Origin of the sequence: Cryobacterium sp. Hh38 (assembly GCF_004403235.1) — a bacterium.
In the GTDB taxonomy this organism is placed as follows: Bacteria; Actinomycetota; Actinomycetes; order Actinomycetales; family Microbacteriaceae; genus Cryobacterium; species Cryobacterium levicorallinum.
Genome location: NZ_SOHD01000027.1, coordinates 109,494 through 131,991, shown reverse-complemented (window position 1 = coordinate 131,991; position 22,498 = coordinate 109,494). Strand labels below are relative to the sequence as shown.

Genomic DNA, 22,498 nt, shown 5'->3' with positions numbered 1-22,498 from the left:
TTGGGCACTCGTTCGGTCCGGTAGTGTTCTTTTTACTCATTGGTCTTTTCATGATTTGGGATACGAGACTATGTTTTCATCCGGTGCCGGCGACCTCTTTCAGCTGTTCCGCGACGGCCGACCGCGAACGCGATCCGAGCTTGTCGACGAGACCGGGTTGGCGAGAACCAGCGTGGTGAACAGGCTGGCTGGGCTCACGGCGATCGGCTTGGTGGCTCCGAAAGGCCTGGCATCATCGTCAGGCGGGCGCCCCGCCGCGCGCTTGATGTTCGACCAGACCTCGAGGGTCTGCATAGGAATCGACCTTGGCGCTACCCGCGGTGCGGTGGGCGTTCTCGACCTTTCCGGCCGCGTGCTTTATCAGGAGAGCCGGGTGCTTGACATCGCCGACGGACCGACCGAGATTCTCACATGGGCCGTCGACACCGCGGAGCGCCTACTCGTCGCTAGTGGTCATCAGCAACGGGATCTGTTGGGGATTGGCGTGGGGGTGCCAGGCCCCGTAGAACATTCGACGGGCCGGCCCATCCGCCCCCCGATCATGCCGGGCTGGGACGGCTTTGACATCCCCGCTTTTGTGCGCCAGCGCCTGATGGCCACGGTCCTGGTCGACAACGACGTGAACCTGCTCGCACTCGGCGAGCAAGCGACCCAGTGGCCCGCGGTCGACGATTTGGTCTTCATTAAGGTGTCCACGGGAATTGGCGCGGGCATCATCCTGGGCGGAGTACTGCAGCGAGGTTCCCGGGGCTCAGCAGGCGACATTGGACATGTACTGGTGCCCGGAACGGCCAACGATCGTGACCTTGAGGCGACGGCCAGCGCCCCGGCAATAGCGGCGTACCTGAGTCGGGATGGGGTCGCGATTATCGGGCCCGGTGACGTCACCGGCCGCATCAGAATGGGCGACCCCACAGCGATTGCCGCTGCGCGCGCGGCGGGGCGAGCGATCGGCGAGGTCACGGCGATGTGCGTCAGCGTCCTGAACCCGTCTGTCGTCGTCATTGGGGGACAGCTGGGTATAAACGTGCAGGAGATCATCGCAGGCGTGCGTGAAGTGGTGTACCGGCGATCGATTCCCCTAGCCAATCAGCACCTCAACATCGTGCCCGCTCGGGGTGGTCCCGATGCGGGCATCCGAGGAGCCGGGCTCATGGTGCTCAGCGAGCGCTTGGGTGCGGCCGCCGTGGATGAGATGATCGCCGAGCTCGACTGAATGCAGTTGCACGAGCATCCACCCATCGGTCGGGTTCGGGTTTTGACGCATGGAAAATCTAAAAATACGGTGTTGATCAAGTAAAACACGACTCATAAAGACTCTCGTTTTACCCATCAGAGATGGCATCTCGTCGCTGCTTGTTTCTCAGAGGTGTCAAGCCGTTTCGACATCGTTGGACGACCCAAATTTCATGTCGGCGGACGCGTTGGTCTTGGCGATGTTTTCGGCGGTGAAAGCCAGGCAAACTGAACTCGTCGATGGATAGGCACTACTCCCCGGATACCTCGGCGCGAACGCGAGTCTGAACGCGACCGCCCGGCGTTCGGCCTGAAAGGGGATCCCAGCCATCTCATGTGGCAGCAGATCAATCCGGTCGCGTTCATCAGCGACTTCCAGGACCGCATCTACCACGTGGATTGCAAGGATACGAAGATGCGGATGGGTGGCGGGCGCAACGGCATCCTCTCGTCTCATCTGCCGTGGGGAGACCCGCGACGCGGCTGGGATTTCGTCTCGACGGGCCGCGGTGATGTGCCGTGGGAGGACAGCTTTTGTGCGCTGACCGCGATCGGCTACGACGGCCCCCTCTCGGTGGAGTACGAAGACGCATGGACCGCCTGCAGGGCGCGCCGGAGGCACTCGCTTTCCTGATGAGCTTCGGTTTTGCGCAGCCGAGCACCTCGTTCGATGCGGCCTTCACCCAGTAGGTGCCCACGCGTTAAGCTCGGCTCTCACAGTCGCCTCACAGGCTCCCGGAACCAGACCGTTAGGCAGGGCCGCTAACGTTTTAGGCAACAGCAGCTACAAACGAATGGTGAACTTCCGCATGAGCACTTCCGGCCAGGCCCGCCCGCCCAAGAAAGACCGCCGCGAAGACGCCCGCGAAACCGCCCGCCTCATGCGCGCCGAGCAGGTCAAGCGGGACCAACGCCGTCGACTCTTTCTGCGCGGAGGCATCGGTATCGGCCTGCTCGCCGTGGTCGCCATCGTCGCCGTGGTCATCGTGAACAACGTCACCGCCCCGGCAGCGGCGAGCCCGGCCAACATGGCCAGCGACGGCATCCTGCTCGGTAGCGACGGAACGACGGTTTCCGCCGCCGCGACAGCAGCTCTAGAAGCGGATGCCGACCCGATCGCCACCGACCAGAGCGCGCTTGTCGAGACGGCCAACATCGTGATGTACATCGACTACCTGTGCCCGATCTGCGGCGATTTCGAGGCCACCAATGGCGAGCAGATTACCGAGTGGGTCACCGCCGGAAATGCCACGGTCGAGGTTCACCCGATCTCAATTCTCGATCGGTTGTCGTCGGGCACCGAGTACGCCACCCGCGCCGCAAACGCGGCTGCCTGCGTGGCCAACTATGCTCCCGACAACTTTCTCGATTTCAACGCGGCCATGTTCGCCGATCAGCCCGCCGAGGACACGACCGGCTTGACCAATGCCGAGCTGACCAGCCTGGTTGAGGGGTCCGGGGTGACCTCCAGCGAGGTCGCCAGCTGCATCGCCGATCAGACCTACTCCGACTGGGTCGACGCCTCGACGCAACGTGCGCTCGAGGGACCGATTCCCAACTCCGACATTGATGCAATCGAGGGAACCCCGACGGTGCTGGTGAATGGCGTGAAGTACTCGGGCTCCAACAGCGATGCCGCCACTTTCGAAGCCTTCGTCACTGAGCAGGCGTCCGCTGATGCCGAGTCGGGCGAATAGCATGTTCGGCCCGATTCATCGACCGGGCCCGGGCCCGGAAAGCGGGCCCACGATCGATCATGGGCCCGGCTCCGCAACCTGGGCCCGACGTTCTCAGCCCAGCGCCAACCCCGCCAACAGGGCGAGCGCAGCTCCACCGCCGGATGCCGGCGTAGCATCCGCGAAAACGGATGCCGCGCCGCCCGTGTTCGGGGCGGTTCTCGATTCGGCGACCCGCTGCATCCACTTTCACTCTGAACTGGACATCGTGGCGATCAGGTTCGCCTGCTGCCGGCGCTACTACCCTTGCTACCAGTGCCACGACGAGGCTGTACGGGGCGAACCCGTTCCGCATGCGGCCCGGCGGTGGCCACAGTCCGAGTGGTCGGAGCTCGCGATTCTGTGCGGGGCCTGCCACCGCGAGCTCAGCATCACCGAGTATCGCCAGGTCGAGCGCTGCCCGCACTGCGCGGCCGAATTCAACCCCGGCTGCCGCCTGCACGCCCACCTCTACTTCGAGGAGTCCGACGGGTGACCCGGCCGCGGGCCGATACCTTCAGCCCCCTGAACGCTGGTCATCTCTGGTGAGGTGCCAAAGTTAGCACCTCGCGGCGGCGCACGCACCCCATTCCGCGGGCTCCCATTTCAGGCCCCATCTTTTCCGGGCCCGGGCCCGGGCCCGGAAAGCGGGACCATGATCGATCGTGGGCCCCCGTTCGCAACATGGGCCCGGCCTCGCGGGCGCCCGAGGCAGAGTCAGAGTCAGAGTCAGAGGCAGAGGCAGAGTCAGAGTCAGCCGAGCGCCAGCCCCGCCCAGAGACCGAGTGCTGCGCCGCCAACGGATGCGACGAGCATGCCGATCCCGTTGGCCAGCGCGGCCAGATACCGCCGTTGCTGGGCCAGTCGCACGGTCTCGAAACTCGCCGTGCTGAACGTCGTGTAGCCTCCGAGCAGACCGACGCCGATCACGAGGCTCCACTCTGGCGCGAGCAGGTGGTTCAGGGCGAGGCCGGTGGCGAGGCCGAGCAGCAGCGAGCCGCTCACGTTGATAATGGTCGTGCCGAACGGAAACGCCCCGCCGAGGCGGGAGCGCAAGAGGCCGTCGAGGTAGAACCGGGCGGCCGCGCCCACGCCGCCGGCGCAGGCGATCCCCAGGAACAGGAGCGGGGTCATCCGTTCGCCCCCGGATGCCGGTGCAGAGCGGCGCCGAGCACGATGCCGAGCCCGGTGGCCACGCCGCCAAGCAGCACGGTGCCGAGAGCATAGGTGAGCGCGAGGCCGACCTCGCCGCCGTGCAGGAGCAGTGCACTGTCGGTCGCGAGCGCGCTGTAGGTCGTGAAACCGCCGAGCAGACCGGTGCCGAGCAGGAGTCGCAGGCTGCGGCGGCCACCGGCATCGTGTCCGCTGCGCACGAGGGCCTCGAGCAGGAGGCCAAGCAACAGGGCACCGAGTAGGTTAATTCCGAGCGTGGTCAGCGGCAGGCGACCGTCAGGAAGCACGAGCGAGAGCGCTTCGCGCAGGGCGGTGCCCGCCGTTCCGCCGAGAAACACCAGGCCGAGGTAGCGCCAGCGCAGATGCGCGGCGCGCGGCGTGATTTCGTCGATGGTGTCCTGCCCGGTGTGATTCCGTCGCAATGAGTAGGAACCATCAGCGCGGGCAGTTTGAGCGGATGCTCCGGCGGGATCCATCGCCGAGGCCAGAATACACGTCTGCGCCCGGGTAGGCCTCCGGCACGTGGCGACTGCGGCACGTAATCGCTGCGGCGCGAAATACCCGCGCGGCTGGACGGCTACCGCTCCGACTCCCACGGCAGCTCGTCGCGGAAGGCTACCGGGGCGAGCGGAACTACGACGACCGGCCGGTGCTGCCGGTGGGCGAGGTGTACGGCCACGGAGCCGCCGAAGAATTCCTGCACGCTGGCCCGCACGCCGGATTCGCGGGTACCGACCACGATCATCGCGGCGTCGAGCGCGTCGGCGAGGTGGGCGAGGGCACGGGCCGGATCGCCCGCCACCGCCCGGGTAGACCAGACCAGGTTGCTGCCATCGAGCAGAGTCGTCAGGTGAGCGCGGAAGGCCACGCTGAATCCGTCGTCATCGGTGTCGTCAAGGTCGGGGTCGATCGGCAGGGAGATAACGCCTCCATCGGCGAACTCATCCACGAAATATCGGCCGGCATCGACCGTGGCGCAGACCAGCTCGGCCTGAAACCGGGCAGCAAAGGCAGCGGCCTCCAGCACAACGGCGTCGGGCTGGCCCGGAATCACGCCGACGATCACATAGGTGCTCACGGATGGCTCCTCTCCCCTCGCGCCAGCTTGCCAGCAATTGCGCCGAGCGCATAGGGCCAGAACAGACCGAACAATTCGAAAAACGACACGCGACACAAACGGATGCCCCGGCGCCGGCCATCAGCACGAACGGCGGCCTGACAGGACGGCTCAGGTCCCGGACGCGATCAGGCGGCCGACCTCAGACGGCGGCCAGCACGCCCGCGACGGAGTCGAGCGAGCCGGGTACCAGGCTGTAATACGACCAGGTTCCCCGCTTGGCCCGACTGAGAAAACCTGCGTCGACGAGCACCTTCAGGTGGTGCGAGATGGTTGGCTGGCTCAGCGTGAGCTGGTCGGTGAGGTCGCAGACGCAGGCCTCGGCGTCGGCGTGGGCAGCCACGATCGAGATGATGCGCAGTCGGGCGGGGTCGGCGAGGGCCTTGAGCGAGCGGGCCAGGGAGTCTGCGTGGTCCGGGGCGATGGCTGCGCGCGCCAGCGGGGAGGAGCAGGCATCCGCTTGAGAAATGTCGGTCAGGGGCAGGGTCCGGGTAAACGTCATCTGAACAGATCCTCCTTAGATTGACATTGGTCAATGTATTGATCTAGCGTGGACATCGACAACGATCAATGTTACCGCGAATCGCTGTCGTCAAGACTTGGAGATTCGTGAGTATTACGGCACCTGCCCCCACCCGACTCGGCGCGATGGACCGGCTGTTGCCGGTCTGGATCCTCGCCGCCATGGGCCTCGGCCTGCTGCTCGCCGTGTTCGTTCCGGCCGTCGGCGATCTGCTGCACGCGTTCACGATCGGCTCGATCAGCGTGCCGATCGCCATCGGGTTACTGATCATGATGTACCCGGTGCTCGCCAAGGTGCGTTACACGGATGCCCGTTCCGTTGCCTCCGACAAGCGCCTGCTGATCTCTTCTCTGCTGCTGAACTGGCTGGTCGGTCCAGCGCTCATGTTCGCCCTGGCCTGGATCTTTCTGCCCGACCTGCCCGAATATCGCACCGGACTGATCATCGTCGGCCTCGCCCGCTGCATCGCCATGGTGCTGATCTGGAACGACCTCGCCTGCGGCGACCGCGAAGCCGCGGCATTTCTCGTGGCCGTGAACTCGGTATTCCAGGTCGTCGCGTTCGGTGCCCTCGGCTGGTTTTACCTGCAGGTCCTGCCGGCCTGGCTCGGCCTGCCCACCACGAGCGCCGAGTTCTCGATCTGGGCGATCACCGCGAGCGTGCTGGTGTTCCTCGGAATTCCACTGCTGGCCGGGTATTTGTCTCGCCGCATCGGCGAGGCCCGCCGCGGCCGCGACTGGTACGAGGCTCGCTTTCTACCCCGGGTCGGCCCGTTCGCGCTCTGGGGACTGCTGTTCACGATCGTCATGCTGTTCGCCCTGCAGGGCCAGCAGGTCATCGACCACCCCGGCGACGTGGCCCGCATCGCACTGCCGATGCTGGTCTACTTCGCGATGATGTTCCTCGCCGGTTTCCTCACCGGGCGCCTGCTGCGCCTGAGCTACGAACGCACCACGACGCTGGCTTTCACCGCCGCCGGCAACAACTTCGAGCTTGCGATCGCCGTCGCGATCGGAACCTTCGGCGCCCTCAGCGGCCAGGCCCTCGCCGGCATCGTCGGCCCGCTGATCGAAGTGCCGGCGCTCGTCGCGCTCGTTTACGTCGCGCTCTGGCTGAAACCGCGACTCTTTCCCGAACGGATGCCGGCGGCCGACTCTGCGCCGGTCGCAGCATCCACTCGTACCCTCGTCTAACTGAAGGAACTTAGAAATGAAACCCTCCGTACTGTTTGTCTGCGTACACAACGCCGGACGCTCGCAGATGGCCGCTGGCTTTCTGACCGCACTGTCGCAGGGCCGCGTCGAGGTACTCTCGGCCGGCTCGGAGCCGAAGGATCAGATCAACCCGGTCGCGATCGCCGCGATGGCCGAAGAGGGCATCGACATCGCCGGCAACGTGCCGAAGATCCTCACGACCGAGGCCGTCAAGCAGTCCGACGTCGTCATCACAATGGGCTGCGGCGACGCCTGCCCGATCTTTCCAGGCAAGCGTTACGAGGACTGGAAGCTGGACGATCCGGCCGGCCAGGGCATCGAAAGCGTGCGCCCCATTCGCGATGAGATCAAGGCGCGCATCGAGGCGCTGCTCGCCGAGATTCTGCCGGTCGAGGCTTAGGCATGCTTCCCGGCCTGACCTACCCGGAAGAGTCGCTCAAGCGTCTCGCCGGTGAGCTCGCCGAGCAGTTTCACGGCATCTTCGCCGCCGAGACCGTCGAACGTTACGTGCTCGAGTCCTATACCGGGCTGCTGCGCACGTCGAGCGTGAAGGCTCATTTGACGACCCGCACGGCACGCTTTGCTCGCGAACGCCTGAATGCACTGGGCCAGGCCAAGGGTGCGATCGAGCGCCCGGTGCCCGAAGTTTTGTTCGTCTGCGAGCAGAATGCCGGCCGCTCGCAGATGGCCGCTGTGTTCACCAATTCCCTGTCGGGCGGTGCCGTGCACGTGCGTTCGGCCGGATCGATGCCCCTGCCCGAGCTGAACCCGACCATGGTCGCGGTCATGGCCGAACTCGGCCTGTCGCTCGACGAGTCATTTCCGAAGCCGCTCACCGACGACGTGGTGCAGGCGGCGGACGTCGTGATCACCATGGGCTGCGGCGATGCCTGCCCGATCTACCCTGGCAAACGCTACGTCGATTGGGAGCTCGTCGATCCGGCCGGCCAGCCGATCGAGGAGGTGCGGCGCATCCGCGACCAGATCCGGGCGAACGTCACGGAGATGCTGGCCGGTCTCGGAGTGACCCCCGCCATCTGAGTGCCGCGCTCTTTGCGGACTTGGCCCGGGCCCTGTCCCCGGGCCAAGTTTATAGACTGGGCCCGGAGTCAGAGGGTGGGCCCGGCGAGCGGATGCCGCGCCCCGCCGCCCGTGCCCCGCCCGCACGCCCTACGCGAGCGTCAGGAACAACTTCTCAAGCTCGGGGACCGTCAGCGAGTTCTCGCTGTCGGGGTTCGCGATGCAGTCGCGCATCGCGGTCGACACGATGACGAAGCCGGCCTTGTCGAGGGCACTCGACACGGCAGCCAGTTGGGTCACGACGTCGCGGCAATTGCCGCCGCCCTCGACCGCGGCGATGACCGCGGTCAGCTGCCCCTGCGCCCGGCGCAACCGGTTCAGGATCTTCTTCTGCTCGGCGGCGCGCACGTCGTCCATCTCAGGCCCCCTGCTCGGTCGCCAGACCGGCCTGCTGCCAGGCGGTGGTGCCGCCGGCAATGTTCACGGCGTCGTGGCCGTGCGCGGCCAGATACTCCGCCACCTGCGCGCTGCGTCCGCCGAGGGCGCAGATGACGTGCACCGGAACATCCGCTGGAATCTCGCCGATTCGCCCGACGACCTCGCCCATCGGAATGTGGATCACGCCAGGAACGTGGGCGGCTTCGTACTCCCACGGTTCGCGCACGTCGATGACAACGGGTTCGGTGAGCGCGGACAGCTCGGTGACGGTGATTTCTTTCATGCGAGGGCTCTTTCCAAAATGGGTGAAGTGACGGTTCCGGCCAGCCAGGTGCGGTAGCCGCCGTCGAGGTTGCGCACGTCGAATCCGTGCTGGGTGAGAATGCGCGCGGCGGTGTGGCCGCGCTGACCGACCTGGCAGTGCACGATCAGCGGCACCGGCGGAAGGTCAGCGAGTCGGGCTCGCAACTCGTCGAGTGACACGTTGAGCGCGCCCGGAATGCTTCCGGCGGCAAATTCGCCCGCCGACCGCACGTCCACGAGCACAGCGCCGGCCGCGCGCGCCGCTTCCAGCTCGTGCCACTGCAGGTTCACGCTCGTTCCCTGCGCGAGGTTGTCGGCGACATACCCAAGCTGGTTGATCGGGTCTTTTGCCGAGGCATACTGCGGCGCGTAGGCGAGTTCCAGACGCGTCAAAGCGGATGCCGTCAGCCCGGCCGCCATCGCGACCGCGAGCACGTCGATGCGCTTGTCCACCCCCGCACCGCCCACGATCTGCGCGCCGAGAATTGCATCGGTCGCGGCATCGATGAGCAGCTTGATCGACATCCCTTCCGCGCCCGGAAAGTAGCCGGCGTGGTTGGCGGGGTGCGTGTGTGCGATGCGGTGGGCGCGCCCAGCGGCGATCAAGCGCTTCTCGTTCCAGCCGACGGTGGCCACGGTGAGGCCGAAGATGGCGACGATTCCGGCGCCGACGGCCGGCTCAGCCTGCTCGGGCGTGCCGGCGATGCTGTCGGCGACGGAGCGGCCGTGGCGGTTCGCGAGGCCGGCCATGGTGACGAGCGTGCCTGCGCCGTCGACGGCATCCGTTTTCTCGACGCCGTCGCCGACCGCGAAGATGAGTGGATCGTTGGTGGCCTGGGTGCCGTCGACCCAGACGCCGCCGCTCTCGCCGATCCGCAGGCCCGCCTGCTCGGCGAGGGTCACGTCGGGGCGCACGCCGCTCGCGTCGATCACGAGGTCGGCGGGTACGGTCGTTCCGTCGCTGAGAGCGACGCTCTGCCCCGACGCTCCAGCGACGACGGTGCCCAGGCGCACGTCGACGCCGCGTTCGCGCAGCCGGTCGAGCACGGGCGCTGCCATTTCGGGGTCGAGGGGGGTGAAGATCTGGCTGCCGCGCTGTACGAGGGTCACCTGCACCCCGCGGTGCACGAGGTTTTCGATGGCTTCGAGGCCGATGAATCCGCCGCCGATGACCACAGCGGATGCCGTTTCGACGCCCGCGAGCACCGCGGTAATGTGGTCGACGTCATCGACCGTGCGCAGCGTATGGGTGGGAATGGTGCTGTCGGTCGCGCCGGAACGCGCCGAGGCGCCGGCGGCGAGCACGAGGCGGTCGTAGCTCTCGAGGCTTTCTTCGCCGGTGAGCAGATTGCGCACCGAAACGGTCTGTTCGACGCGGTCGATCTGCACGACCTCGGTGTCGATGCGCACGTCGAGCGCGAAACGACTTCCGAGAGATTCGGGGGTCTGCAGCAGCAGGTCACTGCGCTTACGGATGATTCCCCCGACGAAATACGGCAGGCCGCAGTTCGCGAACGAGACGTAGTGTCCGCGCTCGAACACGATGATCTCGGCGCTCTCGTCGAGCCTGCGCAATCTGGTAGCCGCCGACATTCCGCCGGCGACGCCGCCCACAATGATGATTTTCACGTTTGCCTCCATTCAAATTAAACCCTAGAGGGTATCGAGGGCACAAGCCCGCGGGCGCGGCGGCGGCATCCGCTCGCCCGGGCCCACCTTGCGGAAGCGGGCCCATGATCCATCATGGGCCCAGCGACCGGACCCGGGCCCGGAAACAAGAAACCCGAAAGCCCGAACCCGGAAACACAGGAGGTCCGGAAGGAAATACTCAGGCGACCGGCAACGCGCGGAAGCCGCGCAACCGCAGACTGTTGGTCACCACGAACACCGAGGACAGGGCCATCGCAGCGCCGGCGATCAGCGGATTCAGCAGCCCGGCCATCGCGAGCGGAATCGCAGCGACGTTGTAGGCAAAGGCCCAGAACAGGTTCGCCTTGATCGTCGTGAGGGTGCGCCGAGACAAGCGGATGGCGTCCGCTGCGGCGAGCAGATCACTGCGCATGAGCGTGAGGTCACTCGCCTCGATCGCGACATCGGTGCCCGAGCCCATCGCAATGCCGAGGTCAGCGGTCGCCAGGGCGACGGCGTCATTCACGCCGTCACCGACCATCGCCACCACGTGCCCCTCCGCCTGCAACCGCGCAATCACCCGGGCCTTGTCGGCGGGCAGCACGCCGGCGGTCACGTCGGTAATGCCGACCGAGGCGGCGACATTCTGCGCCGCCGCGAGATTGTCGCCGGTGACCAGCATCGGCGTCAGCCCGAGCGCCCGAAAGCGCTCGACCGCCCCAGCGCTCGTCGGCTTCACTGTGTCGGCGACGGTCAGCACGCCGCGCACCTGGCCCTCCCAGGCCACCATGACGGCGGTCTTGCCGAGCCCCTCGGCGGTGCCCAGCACGGCCTGCAGCTCAATCGGCACCCTAAGCCCCCACCGCTCAACCAGCCACGCGGGCCGGCCGACCAGCACCAGGCGGCCGTCTACCTCGGCCTGCACCCCGAGCCCCTGCTCCGACAGAAACGCCGACGACGGCAACAAAGGGCCGAGCTTCGACACCGCGCCCGCCGTGATGGCGCGGGCGATCGGATGCTCCGACCCGCTTTCCGCCGCCCCCGCCAGAGCCAGCAACTCATCGACAGAGCCGCACTCGTGTGGCACAACGCTCGACAGCGTCATACGCCCGGTCGTGATCGTGCCGGTCTTATCGAGAACAATGGTGTCGACCCGGCGGGTGGATTCCAGAACCTGCGGCCCCTTGATCAGAATGCCCAGTTGCGCGCCGCGTCCGGTTCCCACGAGCAGCGCGGTCGGTGTGGCGAGCCCGAGGGCACACGGGCAGGCGATGATGAGCGTCGCGACGGCCGCGGTGAACGCCATCGTCGCGCCGGCGCCGACCAGCAGCCAGCCGGCCAGGGTCGCCAGGGCGAGCCCGATCACGATCGGCACGAACACGGCGGAGACCCGGTCCGCCAGACGCTGCACCTCGGCCTTGCCGGTCTGCGCCTGCTCCACCAGTCGGCCGATATGGGCCAGCTCGGTGTCAGCGCCGACCCGGACGGCCCGTACCACGAGGCGCCCGCCGGAATTCAGGGTTGCCCCCACAACGTTGTCGCCCGGTCCGACTTCGATCGGCACCGATTCGCCGGTGAGCAGGCTCGCGTCAATCGCACTCGAACCGTCCACGATCAGGCCGTCGGTCGCGATCTTCTCCCCCGGCCGCACCACAAACTCGTCGCCGACCACGAGCAGCGCGGTGCTGATCCGGCTCTCGACGCCATCCTTCAGCAGCGTGGTTTCCTTCGCGCCGAGTTCGAGCAGCGCCTGCAGCGCCGCCCCGGAGTTGCGTTTGGCCCGCGCCTCCGCGTAGCGCCCGGCCAGAATGAACACCGTGACAGCGGATGCCACCTCGAGATAGATCTCATCGGCACCACCTCCCGGGGTGGCCGAGAAGGTGAAGCTCATGGTCATGCCGGCCATCCCGGCCATGCCGAAGAACAGGGCATAGAGCGACCAGCCGAGGGCAGCGAGCACGCCGACGCTGACCAGGGTGTCCATGGTCGCGGCGCCATGGCGGGCGTTCACCCAGGCGGCGCGGTGGAACGGCCAGGCTCCCCAGATGGCGACCGGCGCGGCGAGGGTCAGGGCCAGCCATTGCCAGTTCGTGAACTGCAACACCGGAATCATCGACAGGGCGGCAACCGGCACGGTCAGCGCGGCCGAGACGAGCAGGCGCTGGCGCAGGGTGGCCAGCTCGGGGTCGCCGGTGTCCGCCACGGGGGCGGCTGCGGGCCGCACGGCCGTGTAGCCGGTGGCTTCAATCGTCTTGATGGCGTCGTCGACGCTCGTGCCGGCCGGCACGAAAACGCTAGCCTTTTCGGTGGCGTAATTGACCGTGGCGGCGACCCCGGGCATCCGGTTGAGCTTCTTCTCGATGCGGGCAGCGCACGAGGTGCAGGTCATCCCACCGACGAGGAGGTCTACCTGTTGACCATCCAACATCAGGCCGCGGACACCAGCTGGTAGCCCGCCTCCTCAACGGCTGCGGCAACCAGAGCACGGTCGAGCGGGGCGGCGCTCGTGACGGTCACCTGCGAGGTGCCACCCTTAACCAGTTCCACGGTGACGTTCTCAGCCCCTTCGAGAGCTGCAATCTCTTCGGTCACGCTCGCGACGCAGTGACCGCAGGTCATTCCGTCAACGCCGTAGGCGGTGGTCGTGCTGTTCATGGTCAGAACCTTTCTGTTTCCCCGCGAAGAGGTCTCATTCGAGCATACCCCTTGGGGGTACTCAGAGCACTACTATACCCCGAGGGGGTACACTGGGACACTAACGACGACGCAGAGGATATCCGTATGAACGAGTCAGAGTCGACCCACGACGGGCCGCACGGCTACATCTCCAACAAGGATGCCTACCTCAAGCGTCTGCGCCGCATCGAAGGTCAGGCCCGCGGGCTGCAGGGAATGGTCACCGACGACAAGTACTGCATCGATATCCTCACCCAGATCTCCGCCATGACGAGCGCCCTCGAATCGGTCGCACTCGGCTTGCTCGACGATCACCTGAATCACTGCGTGCTGCACGCCGCTGTCGCTGGCGGCGCCGAAGCCGAGGCCAAGCTCCGCGAGGCTTCCGCCGCCATCGCACGTCTGGTCCGTTCCTAAAGGACCGGACCTTTGGCCCTAGTCCCCGGGTGCAGCCCGGCGCGACACTTAACAGTCAGCAATACGCACCGGCCAGCATCCGTGCCGACAGCATCCGTGCCGATTGAAGAGGGACCCCCATGAACAGCAATGCCGCCACGGCCGCTCCCGTACGGGTCTTCATTCTCGACGATCACGAGCTGGTTCGGCGCGGACTGCGCGAGCTGCTCGAGGGCGAAGGATTCGAGGTCGTGGCCGACTGCGGCCTGGCCGCCGAGGCAACCCCGCTCATTCTCGAGCTGCGTCCCGACGTGGCCATTCTCGATGCCCGCCTGCCCGACGGCACCGGCATCGAGGTCTGCCGGGACGTGCGTTCGGTCGACGAAGCCCAGCAGTGCCTCATTCTCACCAGTTACGACGACGAGCAGGCGCTGCGCGGTGCGGTTCTGGCTGGCGCGGCCGGCTATCTGCTCAAGGAGATTCGCAGCACCGACCTGCTCGGCAAGATTCGGCGCGCGGCGGCGGGCGAATCCCTCTTCGACCCGGCGATCAAGGCGGGCATCATCGCCGGCCTGGCCGACCCCCAGGATGCCCGGCTCGCCACGCTCACCGCGCAGGAGCGCAAGGTGCTCGACCTCATCGGCGCGGGGCTGACCAATCGCGAAATCGGCCAGACCATGTTTTTGGCGGAGAAGACCGTCAAGAACTACGTGTCGTCGATGCTCGCGAAGCTGGACTTTCAGCGCCGAACCCAGGCTGCCGTGTTCGTTGCGAAACGTGGAGACGAACACCGACTGTAATTTCCGGCACCGGCACAGACCAGCGCAGCCGGGTTCCCTCGCCGAGGGTGCTGCGCACCGAGAATTTACCGTCGAGCAGCGCCGCGCGTTCCTTGAGGTTGTCCAGGCCGCTGCGCCGCGCCGGCTTACTGAAACCGATGCCGTTGTCGGCGATGACGAGCTTGATCCGCTCGTCCTGGGCGTCCACCGAAATGTCAATGCTGGTCGCCTGCGCGTGGCGAGCAGCATTGCTCAGCCCCTCCGAGATCACAGCGAGCAGGCTGCCGCTGAGGTCATCGGCGAGCGGTCCGTCAATCGGCCCGGATAGGCGGATGCGCGGTGCGAACGGCAGACCCTGCGCGCCCTCCTTGATCACGGCGAGAATGCGACTGCTCAGCGTGCCGGTGTCCTGAGCCATTCCGCGCAGGGAATAGATCGTGTCACGCAGTTCACGAATGGTCTCATCGAGTTCGGTCGTCACCGCGTTGATGCGGTCCAGCGCAACCGGATCGTTCGTGAACCGGCGCAGGCTCTGCATGCTCAGCCCGGCGGCGAACAGCCGCTGAATGACGAGGTCGTGCAGGTCGCGCGCGATCCGGTCGCGGTCGCCGAGCACCGCCTGCTCCTCGCGCATCCGGTGCACCGTGGCCAGCTCGAGCGCGAGCGATACCTGGGTGCCGAACACCGCGCTCATCTCCACATCGGTGAGGCTATAGGCAGCGGATGCCGGTGCTCGCGACAGCAGAATCACGCCCTGCCCGTCGCCGGCCGGCCCCAGTGCGGCCACCAGTGTGGGACCCAGGAGCGACCACTGCGCCGCGGAGGCCGGGCACGCTACATCCTGTCTCAGAATAGGCGGATTGCCGAGGGCTGAGGACGCACCGGTGCCGTGCAGTTCGTCGAGCGTGCCGGGGCGCAGCAGTACCGTGCCGCCGACCAGGCGGGCGGCGACTTCGGCCGAGGCGTCCACGCCGGCAGCGGCCGCACAGTACAGGCTGTCGTCGGTGGGAAACCCGATCACGGCCAGCTCGGCACCGGAAGCGACGAGGACGCGCTGCGCCACCAGATCGAGGCCGTTGTTCTCGTCACCGTCGTCCGGGCGCAGCAGGTCGCGGCCCATCGCCGCGACCGCCTCCAACCAGCGGCTGCGGCGGCGGGCCTCGTCGTAGAGACGGGCGTTCTCGATCGTCACGCCGGCGGCCGCGGCGAGCGCGACGGCCAGTTCCTGATCTTCGTCGGTGAAGTCGCCGCCGCCTTCTTTTTCGGTGAGGTAGAGATTGCCGAACACCGTGTCGCGCACCCGAACCGGAACGCCGAGGAACGACTTCATCGGCGGGTGATGGGCCGGAAACCCGAAGGAGTCGGCGTGCTCGTGCAGATCGTGCAGCCGGATCGGGCGCGGTTCGCGAATGAGCAGACCGAGGACGCCGTGGCCGGTCGGCAGCGCCCCGATCCGGTGAACGGTTTCCTCATCGAAACCGACGGTGACGAAGTGGCTCAGGACGGGACCGCTGCCGATCACTCCGAGGGCACCGTACCGGGCCTGCACGAGCTGGCAGGCCGCGGTCACCACACGCTCGAGCACCGCTTCGAGGCTGAGGTCCTCAGCAACCGACACGACGGCGTCGAGCAGGCCACGCATGCGGTCCTGGGTGAGCGCCAATTCGGCGATACTCTGATCCGACACCGTGTTCCCCCCCACCCAGTCAGCGATCTGTGCTCTCACCTTGGCACGGTTTGGTGGGAGGTGACCTTACTTGTGGGTTGTTCTCGTCACAATCGTCGGGCAGCTGATGTGCAGTAGCACCTCGTGGCTGACCGATCCCATCAGCAGACGGGTCAGCGACCCGCGGCCGCGGCTACCTACGACGAGTAATTGGGCGCGCACGGCGGCGGACACCAACGCCCGGGCGGGCGATTCGTCGGTCTCGAGAACCTGGTGAACCACGAGGTCGGGGTATCGAGCGCTGAGGCCGGCGACGGCCTCGGCAAGCACAATGCGTTCCTCTTCCATGCGCTCGGTCACGGCGTCTGCCGGGATGCTGCGCAACACGCGACGGTTCGGCAGGTGCACCGCGTACAGGGCGTAGAGCTCTTGGCCAGTGCGGTCGGCCTCGGCGGCGGCGAACGCGACGGCCGCCACGGAATCGGCTGAGCCATCCACGCCGACGTACACGCCCGAGCGCTCAATTTCGGGCAGCGAGGGGATGACGGCGACGGGGCAGGTGGAGAGCGCGGCAATCTGCAGGCTCACGCTGCCGAACAGTTCGCCCTGGACCCGGCCCTTTCGATCAGTGCCGACCACGATGAGCTCGGCTTCCTTGGACAACTCGCTGAGTACGCGCGGCGCGCTGCCGGTTCGCAACTCGGTGTGGGTGGTGACGGTGGGGGCCAGGGCCGCGGCGCGAGCGCCGGCGTCGGTGAGCAGCTTCTTCTCGGCGTCGAGAATGGAATCGTAGTAGCCGTAGCCATCGGCCAGCCAGGTTTCGTACACGGTGTGCATGAGGGTCACCGGGCTCTTCACGTTCTCGGCTCGCTGCATGGCCCACGCGAGGGCGGTCTCGCCGGCGGCAGAATCATCAATGCCAACCACAATCATCCGGTTCATTGCTCTACCTCTTCTGATAGCTCAGGTCACAGCGATGCAGTGCACCACCTACGCCTCATCCTCCCAGTGCGCGCAGAATAATAGAAGGGCCGGAAGTCCCGATTAGGTGGGTTTTTCCCAAGGGGACTTTCGGCCCTGTTGGGCGCAGGAGCTCCAGAAGTACCGTGGCTCTGACGGGTCGTTTGCCCGCCCACGAACCAAAGGAGATACCCCGTGAAGGCACTCGTCTATGGCGGCCCCGGCCTGAAGAGCTGGACCGACGTTCCGGATCCGACGCTGCACAGCCCGACCGATGCGATCGTGCGCGTGGACACCACCACCATCTGCGGCACCGACCTGCACATTCTCAAGGGAGACGTTCCCGCCGTCACGGTCGGCCGCATCCTCGGCCATGAGGGCGTCGGCACAATCACCGAGGTCGGTTCAGCCGTCAGCAACCTGAAGGTCGGCGACCGGGTCATTATCTCCTGCATCAAGAGCTGCGGCCACTGCAGCAACTGCAGCAACGGGCTCTACTCGCACTGCCTCGGCGATGAGGGTGCCTCCGGTATCGGCTGGGTCTTCGGCCACCTCATCGACGGCACCCAGGCCGAGTTCGTGCGCGTTCCCTACGCCGACAATTCCCTGCACAAGCTGCCGGAAGGCGTCAGCGACGACCAGGGCGTTATGCTCAGCGACATCCTGCCGACCGGTTTCGAGATCGGCGTGCAGTACGGCCGGGTCAAGCCCGGCGATGTCGTCGCCGTGATCGGTGCCGGCCCGGTCGGCCTCGCCGCCATCGCGACCGCGGGCCTGTACGGCGCCGCGACCATCATCGCGATCGACCTCGACGAGAACCGCCTCGAGCGGGCCCGCAACTTCGGCGCGACGGACACGGTCGTTTCCGGTGCCGCCGACTGGAAGGAGCAGGTTCTGGCTCTCACCGACGGCGCCGGCGTCGACGTGGCCATCGAGGCCGTCGGCATTCCGCAGACCTTCACCATGGCCACCGAAATCGTGCGCCCGGGCGGCAACGTCGCCAACGTCGGCGTGCACGGAAAGCCGGTCGACCTGCACCTGGAGAACCTCTGGATTCAGAACATCAACATCAGCATGGGGCTGGTCAACGCCAACACCACGAAGATGCTGCTCAAGCTCGTCGCGAGCAAAAAGCTGCCGGCGGAGAAACTGGCCACGCACCACTTCAACTTCGACCAGTTCCTCGAGGCCTACGACACCTTTGCTCGCGCCGCCGAAACCAAGGCCCTCAAGGTCGTAATCACCCGCTAACAACGTTTCCCCGGGAGGTTTCATGCGCGCCCTGATCGTCTACGAATCGATGTACGGCAACACCCGTCTCGTCGCGGAGGCGATCGGGCGTGGCCTGGCCCCGGCCGAGGTCATTCTCGTTCCGGCCGTCCGGAACACCGTGGTGGACCTCAGCCAGGTCGACCTGCTCCCGGTCGGCGGCCCGACCCACCTACACGGCCTGAGCCGGCCAAGCACCCGACAGGGCGCGATCGATGCCGCCGTCACGCCCCAGCGCACCCTCCATCTTGAAGCGGATGCCGCCGGCAGAGGCGTGCAGGAATGGTTCGACTCCCTGCCCGATCTGGCTGCGCCCCAATCGCGGTGTGTCCCGAAATCTACCGGCGTTGCGTACCGTGCTGAGCGGATGTCGTCGCTAATCTCGTGACTTTCGGCCCTACTTGGGGATGATCGCCGTGGCTAACCTGAAAAGTAGAAGTCGGCGACGGTCACCCGAGCATTCACTCGCGGCCCAGCACCGCAGAAAGGGTTGGGCTCATGACTGACACGCTCACTACCGCCAAGATGGTGGTTGCCTGGGACGGAACGGAGCCGGCCCGAGCGGCCCTGAACTGGTCGCTGGCCCGTGCAACCGGCGGGGACCTCACGCTGGTGCAGGTGCTCGATCGCACGGTGTCGTCGGCGGACTATTTCGCGTTGGAGTCCACGACAGCACGCGCCCACGAGGTACTCTGCGATGATGCGGAGCGGGTCAGCGCGAAGTATCCGGCGCTGACGGTGCACTCCGAATTGCTCTCCGGAGACCCGATCTCCGAACTGCGCGCGCTGAGCGGAACGGACACCCTCGTCGTCGTCGGAACCCACCGTCGCCGCGGGTCGACCCTGCGCTACGAATGGTCGATGGGGGCACGCCTGGCCGGTTCGGCCAACGGCCCCGTCGCGATCATTCCGGAGGGCGACAGCGCTGTGCCGTTCAACACCGGGCACACCGGCATTGTGGTCGGCGTCGACGGTTCGGCTGCTTCCAACGCCGCCATCGAATTCGCGGCGGCCGAAGCCGAGCGTTCCGGCGAAGACCTCATCGCGATCCATGCCTGGCAGGAACCGCTGGTCTGGCGCGACACGACCGAACCTGACGCCCGGTTTCTGGAGACCCTGGAGACCTCGCACCGGCGCATCCTGGACGAGTCGCTGCGTATCGTCGCCGCCCGCTACCCGATGGTGCGCATCCGTCCGTCGCTGGTGCGCGGCCCGGCCCAGTCGGTGCTGCTCGACGCAGCCCGCGGGGCTGCTCTGCTGGTCGTCGGCGACCACGGCTTCACAGGCCTGTCGAAATTGCTGCTCGGCTCCGTGAGTCACTCGATCGTGCTGAACATCCAGTCGCCCATGGTGGTCATCCCGGCCCCGACGGCCTGACCCGCACTGGGCAGCGCCTCGCGGCACTCGTTCGAGACGCTGGCACCCCTGGGAACGAGTGCCCGCTTCCGTCATGAGTGCCTCGAGCTGGCCGCCCGCGGTTAGGGTTTTGGTATGAGCACATTTGCGCTGCCCCCTCGCCGACTGCGCATTTTGGCGACCGGCGTAACTCTGCTGGGGCTGCTGGTGACCCTGGTCACCTCTCCGACGCCACCGGTTACCGCAGCCCCGCTGTCGACCGCGGTGACGGAACCCGCTCCGTTCGACCCCGGCCTCATCATCAGCGACTACAACTTCTTCAACCCGGATGCCCTCACCGAGAGCGAGATCCAGGATTTTCTCGAAGACCGCTCCTGCGCCCCGAGTGACGGCGTGCCGTGCCTCTGGGAGTACCGCGAGACGACGACCAGCCAACCGGCCAAGGGCGCCGGGCACTGCCTGCCCTATACCGGCGGCGCGAACGAGACCGCCGCCCGCATTATCGCGAAGATCGCGGCGGCCTGCACGATCAGCCCCGAGGTGCTGCTGGTGCTGCTGCAAAAAGAGCAGTCCCTGCTGACCCGGCCGAGCGAATCGGGCTACCTGCGCGCCACCGGCTACGGCTGCCCGGACACCGCCGACTGCGACGCCCAGTACTTCGGATTCTTCAACCAGGTCTACAACGCGGCCTGGCAGTTTCGGCAGTACACCCAGGAACCCGACCGGGCCTTCAAGATCGGCACGGTCGACGTGGGTTTCAACCCCAACGCCGAGTGCGGTTCAACCCCAGTCGCCATCGAAAACCAGGCCACGGCTAACCTGTACAACTACACGCCTTACCAGCCCAACCCGGTGGCCGTGCAAAACGCTGGTGACGAGGGCGATGCCTGCTCGACCTACGGCAACCTCAATTTCTGGCTGTTCTTCAGTGACTGGTTTGGTGAATCCACGTTCGAACCGTTCTCACTCATGTTCGACGAGTGCTTGAACTTCGTCGGCGGCCAGAACTGCCGCGTGCCGTCGCTGATCCCCGTCGGCCCGGCCGCCTGACCCGGGCGCCTTACCCGGGCGTCCGAGCGTTCCGTTCAGCAAGCGCTAAATCGAGCAGCCAGACGAGCGGCTGAGGCGTTACGCCCGATCGCTCGCCGTGTACACCCACGGGACCTGGCCGATCTCCAGCCGATGCCGGCCCCCTTCCTGCTCGATGTGGGCCTGGTCGTCGTAGGCCACATCGCCCGCCCAGAACAGCACTTGCCCACGCTCGCTCGCTCCGAGTCGGGTCTCGTAGTGCGCCAACCCACGCCCGGTGAAATGCGCCACGATCGCGGCCACCGACTCGAACCCCTGCAGCCCGTGCAGCGTCACCCAGGTCGGTGCCACGAGCGTCATCACAGCGGATGCGTGCCGCTCCAGCGCGATCGCGGGTCGAAGCCAGGCGTAGTCGATGACCTCATCTTCGGCGAGCACAATGATGCCGGCCGGTGCCGCCGTGAGGTAAAACCAGGTGCGCATGCGCTTCGGCGCGATCGGGGGCGGAATCCACAGCGCGGTCGAGACGAGCGCATCCGGCGACACCTCGAGCCCGGTCTCCTCCCGCACCTCGCGCACGGCGGCCCGGCGGGCGGCGAGCTGTTCGACGGCCTCGGCTGCCGCCGGGGCGATAGGGTCGTCCGAGTCAGCAGAATCACCAGCATCCGCGCCGACGATCATAGCCTCGGTACCCTCGGCGGCGGTCGCTCCGCTGCCACCCGACGCCGCGACATCCGCGGCATCCGTTAGTAATCGGTCCTCCGGATCAACGCCACCACCGGGAAACACCCAGGCACCGGCAAACGACCCGCGATGGCGCGGACGTTCGAGCAGCAACACCTCGGGCCCCTCGGCACCGTCACGCAGCAACACCACCGTCGCGGCCACCCCGAGAGGCGCAGCTGGGCTCGCACCATCCCCGATCGGAACCGGGCCGGTCTGTGCATCTCGCGTCATCGCGTCGTCCTCATCGATCGGGTTCCCCCACCCTAACGCCGACCCCCGACATCGGCACCGACACCGACACCGACACTAAGCTGCGAGCTATGCCCGACCACGACGCACAACCGCAGCGCACGAGCCCATTCACCCGCAGCCTGCTCGCTCCGAACGCGGGGCCGATGACCCTCGACGGCACCAATTCGTACATCATTGCCGCGCCCGGCACGACCGACATCGTCGTGGTTGACCCCGGTCCCCTCGACGATGGCCACCTCGCTGCCCTCGCCGCGACTGGGCGGGTCACACTAGTGCTCGTGACCCATCGGCACGCCGACCACACAGCCGCGAGCGCACGGTTCGCCGAACTGACCGGAGTCCCGGTGCGGGCGTTCGATCCGGCGTATTGCCTGGGCGGCGACCCCCTCGCCGACGGTGAACTGATCGACGCTGGCGGCACCAGCATCCACATCGTGCACACCCCCGGGCACACCGACGATTCCGTCTGCCTGCACCTGCCGGACGACGGCCCGACCGGCTCGGTGCTCACCGGCGACACCATTCTCGGCCGCGGAACCTCCATCATCGACGGCACCCTCGCCGACTACCTCGCCTCACTCGAACGTCTGCGCGCGCTCGGCCCGGCCATTGTGCTGCCGGCCCACGGCCCGGTGCTGCCCAACCTCGCCGCCAGCTGCGACACCTACCTCGCCCACCGGCGCGACCGTCTCGACCAGGTGCGTGCCGCCCTGCGAGAGCTTGGCGACGATGCGAGCACGGCTCAGGTCACCGACGTGGTCTACGCCCAAACGGATGCCGCGGTGCGGTTCGCCGCCGAGGCATCCGTTCGCGCGCAGCTGGCCTACCTGCGCGGCAGCAGCTGACCCGCAAAGCTACTTGCCGGGCTTCTTTTTCTCCAGGTGGCTGGCCCTCAGGGCGCGGGCTCTTGCCGCGGCGGTATCCGCTTCAGCGCTGAACCGTGCGTTCCGCATGCCTGAGCTTGCCGCTCGGGCAACCTTGTTGCTCTGTTTGGGATTTTGGGCCATGGTGCTGTTTCCAA

25 protein-coding genes, 1 pseudogene and 1 riboswitch are annotated in these 22,498 nt (G+C 66.8%); of the genes and pseudogenes, 14 read left to right on the top strand and 12 right to left on the bottom strand.

The genetic code is table 11. The annotated features are described in order from the left end of the window. Positions 1–70 precede the first annotated feature (70 nt). From E3T41_RS09105 to E3T41_RS09090, 4 genes and pseudogenes are all read left to right on the top strand, one after another. A complete protein-coding gene (locus E3T41_RS09105) occupies positions 71–1,216 on the top strand; it encodes an ROK family protein (RefSeq protein ID WP_134478201.1) in 1,146 nt (381 codons plus the stop codon). Between the two features lie 315 nt (positions 1,217–1,531). Beyond that, positions 1,532–1,926, top strand: a pseudogene (locus E3T41_RS09100) (sugar phosphate isomerase/epimerase family protein); the annotation flags it as partial. A 119-nt stretch (positions 1,927–2,045) separates the two neighbouring features. After that, positions 2,046–2,933: a thioredoxin domain-containing protein gene (locus tag E3T41_RS09095; RefSeq protein WP_158251547.1), complete on the top strand. Its 888-nt coding sequence runs from the start codon at positions 2,046–2,048 to the stop codon at positions 2,931–2,933. A 1-nt stretch (position 2,934) separates the two neighbouring features. Continuing rightward, positions 2,935–3,447 (top strand): CHY zinc finger protein, encoded by a 513-nt coding sequence (locus tag E3T41_RS09090; RefSeq protein ID WP_104131564.1) that lies wholly within the window; start codon positions 2,935–2,937, stop codon positions 3,445–3,447. 257 nt (positions 3,448–3,704) lie between these two features. On the opposite strand, the gene crcB is transcribed toward E3T41_RS09090, so the two are convergent. From crcB to E3T41_RS09070, 4 genes are all read right to left on the bottom strand, one after another. Next, positions 3,705–4,085: a fluoride efflux transporter CrcB gene (gene crcB / locus E3T41_RS09085; RefSeq protein WP_134478199.1), complete on the bottom strand. Its 381-nt coding sequence runs from the start codon at positions 4,083–4,085 to the stop codon at positions 3,705–3,707. Further along, positions 4,082–4,546, bottom strand: coding sequence for a CrcB family protein (locus E3T41_RS09080; RefSeq protein WP_241991099.1), 465 nt, complete (start codon positions 4,544–4,546; stop codon positions 4,082–4,084). Before E3T41_RS09080 ends, crcB begins: the two co-directional genes overlap by 4 nt. Then, positions 4,544–4,613, bottom strand: a riboswitch (Fluoride riboswitch). Its footprint overlaps the gene before it by 3 nt. Positions 4,614–4,701: 88 nt before the next feature. After that, entirely contained in the window at positions 4,702–5,202 is a 501-nt protein-coding gene (locus tag E3T41_RS09075) for a universal stress protein (RefSeq protein WP_134478197.1), read from the bottom strand. 181 nt (positions 5,203–5,383) lie between these two features. Continuing rightward, complete coding sequence (locus tag E3T41_RS09070; RefSeq protein WP_092448311.1) at positions 5,384–5,743, bottom strand: helix-turn-helix transcriptional regulator; 360 nt, start codon at positions 5,741–5,743, stop codon at positions 5,384–5,386. 146 nt (positions 5,744–5,889) lie between these two features. Here E3T41_RS09070 and arsB point away from each other — a divergent pair, with 146 nt between their 5' ends. Genes arsB through E3T41_RS09055 form a run of 3 tightly spaced genes read left to right on the top strand, consistent with a single transcriptional unit; the run spans position 5,890 to position 8,019 of the window. Continuing rightward, a complete protein-coding gene (arsB, locus tag E3T41_RS09065) occupies positions 5,890–6,957 on the top strand; it encodes an ACR3 family arsenite efflux transporter (RefSeq protein ID WP_198415561.1) in 1,068 nt (355 codons plus the stop codon). Between the two features lie 16 nt (positions 6,958–6,973). Further along, positions 6,974–7,378, top strand: coding sequence for an arsenate reductase ArsC (locus E3T41_RS09060; protein ID WP_104131561.1), 405 nt, complete (start codon positions 6,974–6,976; stop codon positions 7,376–7,378). A 2-nt stretch (positions 7,379–7,380) separates the two neighbouring features. Next, on the top strand, positions 7,381–8,019 hold the full coding sequence (locus E3T41_RS09055; protein ID WP_092448314.1) for an arsenate reductase ArsC: 639 nt from the start codon (positions 7,381–7,383) through the stop codon (positions 8,017–8,019). 129 nt (positions 8,020–8,148) lie between these two features. On the opposite strand, the gene E3T41_RS09050 is transcribed toward E3T41_RS09055, so the two are convergent. The 5 genes from E3T41_RS09050 to E3T41_RS09030 form a co-directional block, all read right to left on the bottom strand. Continuing rightward, positions 8,149–8,415: a metal-sensitive transcriptional regulator gene (locus E3T41_RS09050; protein ID WP_092448315.1), complete on the bottom strand. Its 267-nt coding sequence runs from the start codon at positions 8,413–8,415 to the stop codon at positions 8,149–8,151. Between the two features lies 1 nt (position 8,416). Beyond that, positions 8,417–8,719 carry a rhodanese-like domain-containing protein gene (locus E3T41_RS09045; RefSeq protein WP_104131559.1) on the bottom strand — a complete coding sequence of 101 codons (303 nt, stop codon included), beginning with the start codon at positions 8,717–8,719 and terminating at the stop codon, positions 8,417–8,419. Next, positions 8,716–10,368, bottom strand: coding sequence for an FAD-dependent oxidoreductase (locus E3T41_RS09040; RefSeq protein ID WP_134478195.1), 1,653 nt, complete (start codon positions 10,366–10,368; stop codon positions 8,716–8,718). The genes E3T41_RS09045 and E3T41_RS09040 overlap by 4 nt, the downstream gene beginning before the upstream one ends. 199 nt (positions 10,369–10,567) lie before the next feature. Beyond that, positions 10,568–12,757 (bottom strand): cation-translocating P-type ATPase, encoded by a 2,190-nt coding sequence (locus tag E3T41_RS09035; protein ID WP_233194890.1) that lies wholly within the window; start codon positions 12,755–12,757, stop codon positions 10,568–10,570. A gap of 38 nt (positions 12,758–12,795) precedes the next feature. Next, on the bottom strand, positions 12,796–13,023 hold the full coding sequence (locus E3T41_RS09030; protein ID WP_092448318.1) for a heavy-metal-associated domain-containing protein: 228 nt from the start codon (positions 13,021–13,023) through the stop codon (positions 12,796–12,798). Positions 13,024–13,149: 126 nt separating this feature from the next. On the opposite strand from E3T41_RS09030, the gene E3T41_RS09025 reads away from it, so the two are divergent. Further along, entirely contained in the window at positions 13,150–13,461 is a 312-nt protein-coding gene (locus E3T41_RS09025; protein ID WP_104131557.1) for a metal-sensitive transcriptional regulator, read from the top strand. A 119-nt stretch (positions 13,462–13,580) separates the two neighbouring features. Further along, on the top strand, positions 13,581–14,240 hold the full coding sequence (locus tag E3T41_RS09020) for a response regulator transcription factor (RefSeq protein ID WP_092448320.1): 660 nt from the start codon (positions 13,581–13,583) through the stop codon (positions 14,238–14,240). On the opposite strand, the gene E3T41_RS09015 is transcribed toward E3T41_RS09020, so the two are convergent. Together E3T41_RS09015 and E3T41_RS09010 are read right to left on the bottom strand one after the other, a co-directional pair. Beyond that, entirely contained in the window at positions 14,140–15,906 is a 1,767-nt protein-coding gene (locus E3T41_RS09015) for a GAF domain-containing sensor histidine kinase (RefSeq protein WP_241991098.1), read from the bottom strand. The genes E3T41_RS09020 and E3T41_RS09015 overlap by 101 nt on opposite strands. Positions 15,907–15,972: 66 nt before the next feature. Further along, positions 15,973–16,827, bottom strand: a complete 855-nt coding sequence (locus tag E3T41_RS09010; RefSeq protein ID WP_092448321.1) for a universal stress protein — start codon at positions 16,825–16,827, stop codon at positions 15,973–15,975. A 213-nt stretch (positions 16,828–17,040) separates the two neighbouring features. Between E3T41_RS09010 and E3T41_RS09005 the strand changes: the two genes are divergently transcribed. From E3T41_RS09005 to E3T41_RS08990, 4 genes are all read left to right on the top strand, one after another. After that, positions 17,041–18,096: a zinc-dependent alcohol dehydrogenase family protein gene (locus E3T41_RS09005; RefSeq protein WP_092448322.1), complete on the top strand. Its 1,056-nt coding sequence runs from the start codon at positions 17,041–17,043 to the stop codon at positions 18,094–18,096. Positions 18,097–18,118: 22 nt separating this feature from the next. Then, a complete protein-coding gene (locus tag E3T41_RS09000; protein ID WP_092448323.1) occupies positions 18,119–18,502 on the top strand; it encodes a flavodoxin family protein in 384 nt (127 codons plus the stop codon). Between the two features lie 110 nt (positions 18,503–18,612). Further along, positions 18,613–19,491 (top strand): universal stress protein, encoded by an 879-nt coding sequence (locus tag E3T41_RS08995; protein ID WP_134478193.1) that lies wholly within the window; start codon positions 18,613–18,615, stop codon positions 19,489–19,491. Between the two features lie 114 nt (positions 19,492–19,605). Then, positions 19,606–20,520, top strand: coding sequence for a hypothetical protein (locus E3T41_RS08990; protein WP_092448325.1), 915 nt, complete (start codon positions 19,606–19,608; stop codon positions 20,518–20,520). A gap of 78 nt (positions 20,521–20,598) precedes the next feature. On the opposite strand, the gene E3T41_RS17910 is transcribed toward E3T41_RS08990, so the two are convergent. Beyond that, positions 20,599–21,456 carry an NUDIX domain-containing protein gene (locus E3T41_RS17910; protein WP_166787500.1) on the bottom strand — a complete coding sequence of 286 codons (858 nt, stop codon included), beginning with the start codon at positions 21,454–21,456 and terminating at the stop codon, positions 20,599–20,601. Between the two features lie 89 nt (positions 21,457–21,545). On the opposite strand from E3T41_RS17910, the gene E3T41_RS08980 reads away from it, so the two are divergent. Beyond that, positions 21,546–22,322, top strand: a complete 777-nt coding sequence (locus E3T41_RS08980) for an MBL fold metallo-hydrolase (protein ID WP_134478191.1) — start codon at positions 21,546–21,548, stop codon at positions 22,320–22,322. Positions 22,323–22,498 lie beyond the last annotated feature (176 nt).